The sequence below is a fragment of the Rahnella selenatireducens genome (genome assembly GCF_046449555.1).
GTDB classification, from domain to species: Bacteria; Pseudomonadota; Gammaproteobacteria; order Enterobacterales; family Enterobacteriaceae; genus Rahnella; species Rahnella selenatireducens.
On the sequence record NZ_JBKEZJ010000004.1, the window covers coordinates 252970 to 265364 of the forward strand.

The 12395-nt window shown below is 51.7% G+C and carries 10 protein-coding genes; 9 read left to right on the forward strand and 1 reads right to left on the reverse strand.

Features of this window, described 5'->3' with window-relative positions:
• Nucleotides 1-256 precede the first annotated feature (256 nt).
• The 4 genes from dnaK (at nt 257) to nhaR (ending at nt 5761) form a co-directional block, all read left to right on the forward strand.
• Nucleotides 257-2158, forward strand: coding sequence for a molecular chaperone DnaK (gene dnaK / locus ACLBVC_RS08930; protein WP_195813692.1), 1902 nt, complete (start codon nt 257-259; stop codon nt 2156-2158).
• A 100-nt stretch (nt 2159-2258) separates the two neighbouring features.
• Entirely contained in the window at nt 2259-3392 is a 1134-nt protein-coding gene (gene dnaJ / locus ACLBVC_RS08935) for a molecular chaperone DnaJ (protein ID WP_165058956.1), read from the forward strand.
• Nucleotides 3393-3628: 236 nt separating this feature from the next.
• A complete protein-coding gene (gene nhaA, locus ACLBVC_RS08940; RefSeq protein WP_410149308.1) occupies nt 3629-4807 on the forward strand; it encodes a Na+/H+ antiporter NhaA in 1179 nt (392 codons plus the stop codon).
• Nucleotides 4808-4873: 66 nt separating this feature from the next.
• Nucleotides 4874-5761, forward strand: a complete 888-nt coding sequence (nhaR, locus tag ACLBVC_RS08945) for a transcriptional activator NhaR (protein WP_410149309.1) — start codon at nt 4874-4876, stop codon at nt 5759-5761.
• Nucleotides 5762-5842: 81 nt separating this feature from the next.
• Here the strand turns inward: nhaR and rpsT are convergent, their stop codons facing one another.
• On the reverse strand, nt 5843-6106 hold the full coding sequence (gene rpsT, locus ACLBVC_RS08950) for a 30S ribosomal protein S20 (protein ID WP_104923385.1): 264 nt from the start codon (nt 6104-6106) through the stop codon (nt 5843-5845).
• A 439-nt stretch (nt 6107-6545) separates the two neighbouring features.
• On the opposite strand from rpsT, the gene ribF reads away from it, so the two are divergent.
• From ribF to ispH, 5 genes are all read left to right on the forward strand, one after another.
• The gene (ribF, locus tag ACLBVC_RS08955; protein ID WP_410149310.1) at nt 6546-7484 is read left to right on the forward strand and encodes a bifunctional riboflavin kinase/FAD synthetase; all 939 of its coding nucleotides are present in this window, start codon (nt 6546-6548) and stop codon (nt 7482-7484) included.
• A gap of 62 nt (nt 7485-7546) precedes the next feature.
• Nucleotides 7547-10363 (forward strand): isoleucine--tRNA ligase, encoded by a 2817-nt coding sequence (ileS, locus tag ACLBVC_RS08960; RefSeq protein ID WP_410149311.1) that lies wholly within the window; start codon nt 7547-7549, stop codon nt 10361-10363.
• Nucleotides 10363-10869, forward strand: a complete 507-nt coding sequence (lspA, locus tag ACLBVC_RS08965; protein WP_104923382.1) for a signal peptidase II — start codon at nt 10363-10365, stop codon at nt 10867-10869. The genes ileS and lspA overlap by 1 nt, the downstream gene beginning before the upstream one ends.
• Before the next feature lie 5 nt (nt 10870-10874).
• Entirely contained in the window at nt 10875-11345 is a 471-nt protein-coding gene (gene fkpB / locus ACLBVC_RS08970; RefSeq protein WP_165059691.1) for an FKBP-type peptidyl-prolyl cis-trans isomerase, read from the forward strand.
• Entirely contained in the window at nt 11326-12279 is a 954-nt protein-coding gene (gene ispH, locus ACLBVC_RS08975; protein WP_410149312.1) for a 4-hydroxy-3-methylbut-2-enyl diphosphate reductase, read from the forward strand. The genes fkpB and ispH overlap by 20 nt, the downstream gene beginning before the upstream one ends.
• The last annotated feature ends 116 nt before the right edge of the window (nt 12280-12395 follow it).

The following is a 12395-nucleotide window of genomic DNA, read 5'->3' on the forward strand; positions in this document are numbered from 1 at the left end:
TAAAAAAGCCGCATATCTTTGGAAGCGCGCGGCATCATAAGGAGGGTTGCGTCAGTAAACATTGATCTGGCGTAACAGCAATTGAAGATTTTTTTTCACTTTGCCCCTTGATGCTGAGCGTCATGGCCCCATCTTATCCTCAACCGCAGTTGTTACCGTCGGTAAAACCGTAATATGGGGCTGTTGAAATCGAAAAGATCGTCCTCATATACAGTAGCAACCTGAACGAATATGAATTTAAGTGGAGACGTTTTAGATGGGTAAAATTATTGGGATCGACCTGGGCACCACCAACTCTTGTGTAGCTATCATGGATGGCACGACTGCTCGTGTACTGGAGAATGCTGAAGGCGACCGCACCACTCCTTCCATCATCGCTTATGCGGCAGATGGCGAGACTCTGGTAGGTTCTCCGGCTAAACGTCAGGCAGTGACCAACCCGCAGAACACCTTGTTTGCGATCAAACGCCTGATTGGCCGTCGCTTCCAGGATGAAGAAGTACAACGCGATAAAGGCATCATGCCTTACCAGATCGTAGGCTCCGACAACGGCGACGCCTGGATCGACATTAAAGGTCAGAAAATTGCACCTCCGCAGATCTCTGCAGAAGTGTTGAAGAAAATGAAGAAAACTGCTGAAGATTATCTGGGCGAACCAGTAACTGAAGCTGTTATCACCGTACCTGCATACTTCAACGATGCTCAGCGTCAGGCAACTAAAGACGCCGGCCGTATCGCAGGTCTGGAAGTAAAACGTATCATCAACGAACCAACCGCTGCGGCACTGGCTTACGGCCTGGATCGCGAAATCGGTAACCGCACTATCGCGGTATACGACCTCGGTGGTGGTACTTTCGATATCTCTATTATCGAAATCGACGAAGTTGACGGTGAAAAAACCTTCGAAGTTCTGGCAACCAACGGTGATACTCACCTCGGTGGTGAAGACTTCGACAGCCGTCTGATCAACTATCTGGTTGAAGAGTTTAAGAAAGAACAAGGTATGGATCTGCGTAATGATCCGCTGGCAATGCAACGTCTGAAAGAAGCGGCTGAAAAAGCGAAGATTGAACTGTCTTCTGCTCAGCAGACCGACGTTAACCTGCCGTATATCACTGCGGATGCAACCGGTCCAAAACACATGAATATCAAAGTGACCCGTGCAAAACTGGAATCTTTGGTGGAAGACCTGGTTAACCGTTGTATTGAACCACTGAAAGTGGCTCTGAAAGACGCAGGCCTGTCTGTATCTGACGTTCAGGACGTGATCCTGGTCGGTGGTCAGACGCGTATGCCAATGGTTCAGAAGAAAGTGGCTGAATTCTTTGGTAAAGAACCACGTAAAGACGTGAACCCGGACGAAGCTGTGGCAATCGGTGCAGCAGTTCAGGGTGGTGTGTTGGCGGGTGATGTTAAAGACGTTCTGTTGCTGGACGTGACTCCGTTGTCTCTGGGTATCGAAACCATGGGCAGCGTGATGACTCCGCTCATCACCAAAAACACCACTATCCCGACGAAACACAGCCAGGTGTTCTCTACTGCGGAAGACAACCAGTCTGCAGTAACCATCCATGTGTTGCAGGGTGAGCGTAAACGTTCAAGTGATAACAAATCTCTGGGTCAGTTCAACCTGGACGGTATTCAGGCAGCGCCACGCGGTCAGGCACAAATCGAAGTGACCTTCGACCTTGACGCCGACGGTATCCTGCATGTGTCTGCGAAAGACAAAAATACCGGCCGTGAGCAGAAGATCACCATCAAGGCATCTTCTGGTCTGACGGAAGAAGAGATCCAGCAAATGGTCAACGATGCTGAAGCGAATGCTGAAGCTGACCGTAAGTTTGAAGAACTGGTTCAGACCCGCAACCAGGCGGACCACCTGATCCACGGAACCCGTAAGCAACTGGAAGAAGCCGGCGACAAACTGCCAGCTGAAGACAAAACTGCTGTTGAAGAAGCCCTGAAAGCACTGGAAGTTTCTGCTAAAGGTGAAGACAAGGCTGATATCGAAGCGAAAATCCAGGCGCTGGTTCAGGTTTCCGGCAAACTGATGGAAATGGCTCAGCAGCAAGGCCAGACCGAAGGCAGCGATGACAGCGCGAAGAAAGATGACGACGTTGTTGATGCTGAATTCGAAGAAGTTAAAGACAAGAAATAATCGCCCTTTAGCGGGCACAGTAAGAATTCATTACTGAAAACCAGCACGGGCGTCGAGGAAACTCTACGCCCGTGCACGCATGTTGAGGGCAGGAAAAAGCATGGCGAAGCAAGATTATTACGAGCTGTTGGGCGTTTCTAAAACGGCCGATGAGCGCGAAATCAAAAAGGCCTACAAGCGCCTGGCGATGAAGCATCACCCTGACCGTAATCAGGGCGATAAAGAGTCTGAAAGCAAATTTAAAGAAATTAAAGAAGCTTACGAAATTCTGACCGATGCGCAAAAGCGTGCGGCCTATGACCAGTACGGTCATGCAGCCTTTGAACAGGGCGGCATGGGCGGTGGAGGTGGTTACGGCGGCGGCGGTGCAGATTTCAGCGACATCTTTGGTGACGTCTTTGGCGACATCTTTGGCGGCGGTCGCCGTCAGCGTGCCAGCCGGGGTTCAGATCTGCGTTACAACATGGATCTGACTCTGGAAGAGGCCGTTCGTGGTGTCACCAAAGAAATCCGCATCCCGACACTGGATGAATGTGACGTTTGCCACGGCAGCGGCGCGAAAGCGGGTAGCTCACCAACGACCTGCCCAACCTGTCACGGTGCGGGCCAGGTGCAGATGCGTCAGGGTTTCTTTACTGTGCAGCAGGCGTGTCCGACCTGTCAGGGACGCGGTAAAGTTATCAAAGATCCGTGCAACAAATGCCACGGTCATGGCCGCGTAGAACGTTCGAAAACGCTGTCCGTGAAAATTCCTGCGGGTGTAGATACCGGCGACCGTATTCGTCTGGAAGGTGAAGGCGAAGCGGGCGAGCATGGCGCACCGTCAGGCGATCTGTACGTTCAGGTTCAGGTCAAAGCGCACAAAATCTTTGAGCGCGAAGGCAACAACCTGTACTGCGAAGTGCCAATCAACTTTGCGATGGCTGCACTGGGTGGCGAAATTGAGGTTCCTACGCTTGATGGACGCGTGAGCCTGAAGATCCCAGCCGAAACGCAAACCGGCAAGATGTTCCGTATGCGCGGGCGTGGTGTGAAATCCGTACGAGGCGGCGCGCAGGGCGACTTAATGTGCCGTGTTGTAGTCGAAACACCGGTCAGCCTGAGCGAAAAGCAAAAACAATTGCTGCGTGATCTGGAAGAAAGCTTTGGTGGCGTATCGGGCGAAAAAAATAGCCCGCGCTCTAAAAGCTTTCTGGACGGCGTGAAAAAGTTTTTCGATGATCTGACACGTTAACCGGTTCCTGCGAAAAGGAACGGTAATCCAGACAAATCCCCGGCAGCAATTCGCGCCGGGGATTTTTTTATGGGATTTTTTAAAAAAACGGTGAAAGCGGCGAATAAATAATTCGCAAAAACCGAGGTATACTCCAGAAATAAACGAGTTTTTACGAAGTGAATCACTGCGTACAATTCGCGCACCCCATTGTGGCGTCCCGTTTTCAGCCACGCTTAATTAACAGGAGAGTCAGAATGTCGAATTTAATTCGTCGTTTTTTGCGTATGGAAGCTGCGGGCGGAATTGTGCTCATCATTGCCGCCTTCGTGGCACTGGTTATGGCAAACAGCCCGTTGCAGGGCGCTTATCAGGCGTTTTTAGATATTCCGGTCACGCTGCGCTTTTCTGAATTGCTGATCGACAAACCGCTTTTGCTGTGGATTAACGACGGTCTGATGGCGGTGTTTTTCCTGATGATTGGTCTGGAAGTTAAGCGGGAGATGTGTGAAGGCGCTCTGGCCAATCGCGAGCAGGCGCTGTTCCCGGCGATCGCCGCGCTGGGCGGTATGATCGTTCCGGCGCTGATTTATTTGCTGTTCAACGGCAATGACGAAATTGCGCGTCAGGGCTGGGCAATTCCGGCTGCAACGGATATTGCTTTTGCATTGGGTGTTATGGCGCTGTTGGGATCACGCGTACCGACCGGGCTGAAAGTTTTCCTGCTGGCACTGGCCATCATTGATGATCTGGGTGCCATCGTGATTATCGCGCTGTTCTACAGCCATGATATTTCGATGATGGCGCTGGGGTTGTCGGCAATTTGTATCGCCGCACTGGCCTGCCTGAACTGGCGCGGGGTCAAAAAACTGACGCCTTACCTGCTGATTGGCGCAATTTTCTGGGTATGCGTTCTGCAATCAGGTATCCATGCGACATTAGCGGGCGTGATCCTTGGCTTCCTGATCCCGCTGAATACCAAAGATAATAAGGCTGCACCCGCACGCCGCCTGGAGCACGGTATTCATCCGTACGTTGCCTGGTTTATTTTGCCAATTTTTGCTTTTGCGAATGCGGGGATTTCTTTGCAGGGCGTGACGGCTTCCGGGGCATTTTCCCTGCTGCCGATGGGGATTGCGGCGGGCCTGCTGCTGGGTAAACCGCTGGGCATCATGTTGTTCAGCAGTGTAGCACTCAAATTGGGCATCACCCGTTTACCGTCAGGGATTTCATTCGGCCAGATTTCAGCTGTTTCCGTGCTGTGCGGTATTGGCTTCACCATGTCGATTTTCATTGGTTCACTGGCCTTCACCCTGCGGGATCCGGCACTGCTGACTTACGCGAAAATGGGCATCCTGATGGGGTCAGTGGCTTCGGCGCTGTTGGGATATGTGCTGTTGAGCCGTGCTTTACCAAAGAAAGTTGTTAAACATTGACCGACAGGTTGCGCGCTGTGTCGCGTAACCTGATAGCAATCTCGTGCTTCAGAAAAGGATGAAAACATGCCTCATATTAATTACAACCATTTGTATTATTTTTGGCACGTGTGTAAATCAGGTTCTGTTGTGGGAGCCGCCGAGGCGTTGTATCTGACCCCGCAGACAATCACCGGCCAGATTAAATCACTGGAAGAAAGGCTCGGCGGAAAACTTTTTAAGCGGCAAGGGCGCGGGCTGATACCTTCAGAGCTGGGTCAGCTGGTCTATCGCTATGCGGACAAAATGTTCACCCTCAGTCAGGAAATGCTGGATATCGTGAATTACCGCAAAGAGTCGAGCCTGCTATTTGATGTGGGTGTTGCGGATGCGTTGTCCAAACGTCTGGTCAGTCGTGTGCTGGAAGCCGCCGTCCCTGAAAATGCACAAATTCATTTACGCTGTTTTGAATCGACGCATGAAATGCTGCTCGAACAGCTGAGTTTGCATAAGTTGGATATGATTCTCTCCGACTGTCCGGTGGATTCTACACAGCAGGAAGGGTTATTTTCAGTCAAACTGGGTGAAAGCCCGATCAGCTTCTTCTGCTGCAAGCCGCTGGATGGCGTAGATTTTCCTGCCTGCCTTGAGCAACGACCGCTGCTTATTCCTGGCCGCCGTTCGATGTTAGGGCGTAAATTGCTGAACTGGTTTACGACGCAGGGGCTGAACGTCAATATCCTCGGGGAATTCGATGACGCGGCGCTGATGAAAGCATTTGGAATGAACAACGATGCCATTTTTGTCGCACCGGCTATCTACTCCTCGACGGAGTTTCAGGACGAGAAAATTGAAGAAGTCGGGCGGGTAGAAGGGATCATGGAAGAGTACTACGTGATTTTTGCGGAAAGAATGATCCAACATCCTTCCGTACAGCGGATTTGCCACACTGACTTTTCGGCGCTATTTAGCTGAATCCTGAAACGACTCAAATTTAAGATATAAAAAAACCGGCCTGGGCCGGTTTTTTTATCAAAGCATTTCAGCGTAATGCGATTATTGCATTGCGTTGATTTGCGCAGTCAGGTTTGACTTATGACGCGCTGCTTTGTTTTTGTGGATCAGGCCTTTGCAAGACTGACGGTCCACAATTGGTTGCATTTCGTTAAATGCATTTTGTGCAGCAGTTTTGTCGCCTGCTGCGATAGCCGCGTGTACCTTTTTGATAAAGGTACGCATCATTGAACGACGGCTCGCGTTGTGCTTACGGCGTTTTTCTGACTGTACGGCGCGTTTCTTAGCTGATTTGATATTAGCCAAGGCCAACTCCCAAATATTTTTCTATTGATGAACAATTCAAAGGCCGAGGAATATGCCTTTTCGGTCTTCTTTTGTCAACGGATTTGTGCAAATAAGCGGCGCTTTTAAGCGTAAACTTTAACCGTCGCTTGTTACGTTGTGATGGCGCAGGATTTTAACAGCTTCCGGCATCGGAATACAGTCTTTCGCGAGAAAAATCGACAGGAGAGTGTACAAACTGCCCACTGCGGCCATTAACGCCTTGTTTATGCGAAAAGTCACGCATTCCCTGTATGCAACGAAAGATTTTCATCGCCACTCGTCCATTTGAACCGCAATATCTGCCGTATGCAAGGGAGAATGGTGTGATCCTGTGAATCGCTGGTTAACCTTGGAGGCTGTACAAGGTATAATCCGCCGATTTCCATCTTTATGAGTCAGCATTGGATTTGAGCCAGCTATGGAGCTAATTCGCGGAATACACAATATTCGAGCACGTCATCATGGATGTGTGCTGACTATTGGCAATTTTGATGGTGTACACCGTGGTCATCAGGCCCTGATCAAACAGCTAAAGCTGGAAGGTCAACGTCTGGGGCTGCCGGTGATGGTAATGATTTTTGAGCCACAGCCGCTGGAACTGTTCGCCGGTGATAAAGCACCTGCACGCTTGACCAGTTTGCGTGACAAAGCAAAATATCTGGCCGAGTGTGGGGTAGATTATCTGTTATGCGTACGCTTCGAACCCCGGTTCGCCGCGCATATTGCACAGGAATTTATCTCTAAATTGCTGGTGGAGAAACTGGGCGTCAGATTCCTGACGGTCGGGGATGATTTCCGCTTCGGCGCGCGCCGTTTGGGAGATTTTGAGCTGTTACAGAAAGCCGGTGAAGAATATGGCTTCGAAGTGATCAGCACACAAACCTTCCGCGAAGGCGGCAATCGCATCAGCAGCACCGCAATTCGCGATGCGCTGCGTGATGACGATCTGGCGCTGGCCGAAAATTTACTGGGCCATCCGTTCAGTATCTCCGGCCGTGTTGTTCACGGCGATAAACTGGGGCGTACCATCGGTTTTCCAACGGCCAACGTGCCGCTGAAACGTGTGGTTTCACCTGTGCGCGGTGTTTATGCTGTGGACGTTTTAGGCCTCGGGCCTGAGCCTTTGCCGGGCGTGGCGAACATTGGTATACGCCCGACGGTCGGCGGTGTGCGCAAGCAGTTGGAAGTGCACCTTCTCGACACCACATTAGATCTATACGGGCGCCACATTGACGTGGTGCTTCGCGCAAAATTGCGCAACGAACAGCGTTTTTCCTCGCTTGATGCTTTAAAGCAACAAATTGCGAACGATGAGGTGACGGCCCGGGAATTCTTTGGGTTAAAGACACTACGCTAAACATGTACTGCCAGGCGTGTAACAAAGCCTGGAATCCAGCCGAAAAACGGAACCGAGAATCTATGAGTGACTACAAGAACACCCTGAATTTGCCGGAAACAGGGTTCCCGATGCGTGGCGATCTGGCCAAGCGTGAACCTGACATGCTGAAAAATTGGTATGACCAGGATCTGTACGGGATTATTCGTGCTGCCAAGAAAGGCAAAAAAACCTTTATTTTGCATGACGGCCCTCCGTATGCGAACGGCAGCATTCACATTGGTCACTCAGTAAATAAAATTCTCAAAGACATGATTATCAAGTCCAAAGGGCTTGCGGGCTTCGATGCGCCGTATGTTCCGGGCTGGGATTGTCATGGTCTGCCGATTGAGCTGAAAGTTGAACAACTGATCGGCAAGCCGGGTGAGAAAGTGACGGCGGCTGAGTTCCGAGAAGCGTGCCGTAAATATGCCGCAGAGCAGGTTGAAGGCCAGAAGAAAGACTTCATCCGTCTGGGCGTGTTGGGCGACTGGGATCACCCGTACCTGACCATGGACTTCAAAACTGAAGCCAACATCATCCGTGCGCTGGGTAAAATCATTGGTAACGGTCATCTGCATAAAGGTGCGAAGCCTGTTCACTGGTGTACAGATTGCGGCTCTTCACTGGCGGAAGCGGAAGTTGAGTATTACGACAAAACGTCCCCGTCTATCGACGTAATGTTTAACGCCACTGACGCAGCGGCTGTGGCAGAGAAATTCGGTGCGGCTTCCTTTAATGGCCCGATCTCTCTGGTTATCTGGACCACCACACCATGGACCATGCCTGCAAACCGCGCAATTTCCCTGAATCCTGAATTCTCTTATCAGCTGGTTCAGGTTGAAGGTCAGTGTCTGATTCTGGCAACCGATCTGGTTGAAAGCGTCATGAAACGCGCCGATATCGCAGAATGGACTGTGCTGGGCGAATGCAAAGGTGCAGATCTTGAATTACTGCGCTTCAAACACCCGTTCCTGGGTTTCGACGTTCCGGCTATTTTGGGCGAACACGTGACGCTCGACGCCGGTACGGGTGCTGTACATACCGCGCCGGGTCACGGCCCTGATGACTTTGTTATCGGCCAAAAATACGGCCTCGAAGTGGCTAACCCGGTTGGCCCGAACGGTTGCTATCTGCCGGGCACCTACCCGACACTGGACGGAAAATTTGTCTTTAAAGCCAATGATTTAATCGTCGAGCTGCTGCGTGAAAAAGGCGCATTGCTGCACGTCGAGAAAATCACGCATAGCTACCCTTGCTGCTGGCGTCACAAAACGCCAATCATCTTCCGCGCAACGCCACAATGGTTCATTAGCATGGATCAGAAAGGCCTGCGTAAGCAGTCACTGGAAGAGATCAAAGGCGTTCAGTGGATCCCTGACTGGGGTCAGGCGCGTATTGAAAACATGGTCGCTAACCGTCCTGACTGGTGTATCTCCCGTCAGCGTACCTGGGGCGTACCGATGTCACTGTTTGTCCACAAAGACACTGAGCAACTGCACCCGCGCAGCCTTGAGCTGATGGAAGAAGTGGCAAAACGTGTTGAAGCCGACGGCATTCAAGCGTGGTGGGATCTGAACCCTGAAGATATTCTGGGCGCGGATGCGGCAGATTACGTTAAAGTGCCCGATACGCTGGACGTGTGGTTCGACTCCGGTTCTACGCATTCTTCCGTCGTGGATGTGCGTCCTGAGTTCAACGGCCATTCTCCGGATCTGTATCTGGAAGGCTCCGACCAGCATCGCGGCTGGTTCATGTCTTCACTGATGATTTCGACAGCCATGAAAGGCAAAGCGCCTTACAAACAAGTTCTGACGCACGGTTTCACCGTGGATGGTCAGGGCCGTAAAATGTCCAAATCCATCGGTAACACCATCGCGCCTCAGGACGTGATGAATAAGCTGGGTGGCGACATCCTGCGTCTGTGGGTCGCCTCAACGGATTACACCGGTGAAATCGCCGTGTCCGACGAAATCCTCAAACGCGCCGCAGATTCTTACCGTCGTATCCGTAACACCGCGCGCTTCCTGCTGGCGAACCTTAACGGTTTCGATCCGGCGCTGCACAGCGTGGCTCCGGAAGACATGGTTGTTCTGGATCGCTGGGCCGTTGGCCGCGCGAAAGCGGCACAAGAAGAAATTATTGCCGCGTATGAAGCCTATGATTTCCACGGTGTGGTTCAGCGTCTGATGCAGTTCTGTTCTATCGAGATGGGTTCTTTCTATCTGGATATCATCAAAGATCGCCAGTACACAGCAAAAAGCGACAGCATTGCACGTCGCAGCTGTCAGACCGCGCTGTATTACATCAGCGAAGCACTGGTTCGCTGGATGGCGCCGATCATGTCCTTCACTGCTGATGAAATCTGGGCTGAATTGCCGGGCCAGCGTGAGAAATTCGTCTTTACCGAAGAATGGTTTGACGGTCTGTTTGGCCTGACCGGTAACGAATCCATGAACGATGCGTTCTGGGATGAGCTGCTGAAAGTCCGTGGAGAAGTGAACAAGGTGATTGAACAGGCGCGTGCCGATAAACGTCTGGGCGGTTCTCTGGAAGCGGCGGTCACGCTGTATGCCGATGACGCTCTGGCGGCCGATCTGCGCTCACTGGGCAATGAACTGCGCTTCGTTCTGCTGACTTCCGGCGCTAAAGTGGCGGCGCTTTCAGAAGCTGACGGATCCGCTCAGCCAAGTGAATTGCTCAAAGGCCTGAAAATTGGTCTGGCAAAAGCAGAAGGCGACAAGTGCCCACGCTGCTGGCATTACACCACTGACGTCGGCCAGAACGCGGAACACAGCGAACTCTGTGGCCGCTGTGTGACCAACATTGCCGGCGACGGCGAAGAGCGTAAGTTTGCATAATGAGTAAATCGATCTGTTCCACCGGACTCCGCTGGCTCTGGCTGGCGGTCGTGGTCATCATCGTGGATCTGGGCAGTAAGTTCCTCATCATGGGGAACTTCCAGCTTGGCGAATCCATGCCACTGATCCCGTATTTAAACTTGTTCTATGCGCAAAACCACGGGGCAGCGTTTAGCTTCCTGGCGGATAAAGGCGGCTGGCAGCGCTGGTTCTTTGCTGTGATTGCACTGGCCATCGTCGTGGCGCTGGTCGTAATGATGTACCGCGGCACCGCTAAGCAAAAACTCAATAACATCGCGTTTGCGATGATTATCGGCGGGGCGTTAGGTAATTTGTTCGACCGCCTGTATCACGGTTTTGTGGTCGACTTTATCGACTTCTATGTCGGTAACTGGCATTTCGCGACGTTCAATCTGGCTGACAGCTTTATTTGCGTCGGCGCAGCGCTGGTCGTGCTGGAAGGTTTTCTGGCAAAACCGAAAGAAGCGGAAAAGAGCAAAGGATAAGTATGATGTCTCAACAGGTGAAACATGACAGCGCCGTGCTGGTGCATTTTACGTTGAAACTGGAAGACGGTTCGACGGCAGAATCAACCCGCGCGAATGGCAAACCCGCGCTGTTTCGCCTTGGCGATGGCAGCTTGTCTGACGCGCTGGAGAATCAGCTGTTAGGTCTGACGGTGGGCGACAAGCGCGCTTTTACCCTTGCACCTGAATCGGCTTTCGGCGGCAAAAGCCCCGATCTGGTTCAGTTCTTTTCGCGCCGTGATTTCCAGGAAACAGGTGTGCCGGATGTAGGCACGATTATGCTGTTTTCCGGGCGTGACGGCAGCGAAATGCCGGGCGTGGTGCGTGAGGTGACGGAAGATTCTATCACTGTAGATTTCAACCATCCGCTGGCGGGCCAGCATATCGATTTTGATATTGAAGTGCTGGAAATCGATCCGCAACTGGAGGAGAAGCATGCAGATATTGCTGGCTAATCCGCGAGGATTTTGTGCGGGCGTTGACCGTGCAATCAGCATCGTAGAACGCGCGCTGGAAATTTACGGCGCGCCGATTTACGTTCGTCATGAAGTCGTACATAACCGCTATGTGGTTGACAGTCTGCGCCAACGCGGGGCGATTTTTATCGAGCAAATCAGTGAAGTACCTGATGGCTCGATTCTGATTTTCTCCGCTCATGGTGTATCTCAGGCCGTTCGTGCAGAAGCAAAAGCGCGTGATCTGACCATGCTGTTTGACGCCACTTGCCCGCTCGTGACTAAAGTGCATATGGAAGTTGCGCGTGCCAGCCGTAAGGGCACCGAAGCGATTCTGATTGGTCACGCAGGACACCCGGAAGTCGAAGGCACAATGGGCCAGTACAGTAACCCGAAAGGGGGAATGTATCTGGTTGAGGCGCCGGAGGATGTCTATAAATTGCAGGTGAAAGACGAAAATAACCTGTGCTTTATGACGCAAACCACGCTTTCTGTTGATGATACTTCTGCCGTGATTGACGCGCTTCGCGAGCGTTTCCCGAAGATTATCGGGCCGCGTAAAGACGATATTTGCTATGCGACGACCAACCGTCAGGAAGCCGTGCGTACGCTGGCCGATGGCGCGGATGTTGTGCTGGTTGTCGGGTCAAAGAACTCTTCCAACTCCAACCGTCTGGCTGAACTGGCGCAGCGCGTCGGTGTGCCTTCCTACCTGATCGACTCTGCGGCAGATATTCAGGAAAGCTGGCTGAAAAATGCGAAAAGCATTGGTGTGACAGCAGGTGCTTCAGCACCGGATATTCTGGTGCAGGACGTGATCAGCAAGCTGAAAGCATTTGGTGGCCTCGATGTGATTAACATCGAAGGGCGCGAAGAAAATATTGTCTTCGAAGTGCCGAAAGAACTGCGTGTGGATATCAAACAGATCGATTAGCCATTTCTGAGGGGCAGCAGTTTTACTCAATGGGATGTCCTTAACCGGCATCCCATTTTTGATTTCGGCGTATAGAGATTAATCGATTAACCGCTTATACTGAACCCGTCTGTTTT

What these genes read in the sequence shown, in the direction of transcription:
- dnaK (WP_195813692.1), top strand. Translation starts at nt 257, where the DNA reads ATGGGTAAAATTATTGGGATCGACCTGGGCACCACCAACTCTTGTGTA.
- dnaJ (WP_165058956.1), top strand. Translation starts at nt 2,259, where the DNA reads ATGGCGAAGCAAGATTATTACGAGCTGTTGGGCGTTTCTAAAACGGCC.
- nhaA (WP_410149308.1), top strand. Translation starts at nt 3,629, where the DNA reads ATGTCGAATTTAATTCGTCGTTTTTTGCGTATGGAAGCTGCGGGCGGA.
- nhaR (WP_410149309.1), top strand. Translation starts at nt 4,874, where the DNA reads ATGCCTCATATTAATTACAACCATTTGTATTATTTTTGGCACGTGTGT.
- ribF (WP_410149310.1), top strand. Translation starts at nt 6,546, where the DNA reads ATGGAGCTAATTCGCGGAATACACAATATTCGAGCACGTCATCATGGA.
- ileS (WP_410149311.1), top strand. Translation starts at nt 7,547, where the DNA reads ATGAGTGACTACAAGAACACCCTGAATTTGCCGGAAACAGGGTTCCCG.
- lspA (WP_104923382.1), top strand. Translation starts at nt 10,363, where the DNA reads ATGAGTAAATCGATCTGTTCCACCGGACTCCGCTGGCTCTGGCTGGCG.
- fkpB (WP_165059691.1), top strand. Translation starts at nt 10,875, where the DNA reads ATGTCTCAACAGGTGAAACATGACAGCGCCGTGCTGGTGCATTTTACG.
- ispH (WP_410149312.1), top strand. Translation starts at nt 11,326, where the DNA reads ATGCAGATATTGCTGGCTAATCCGCGAGGATTTTGTGCGGGCGTTGAC.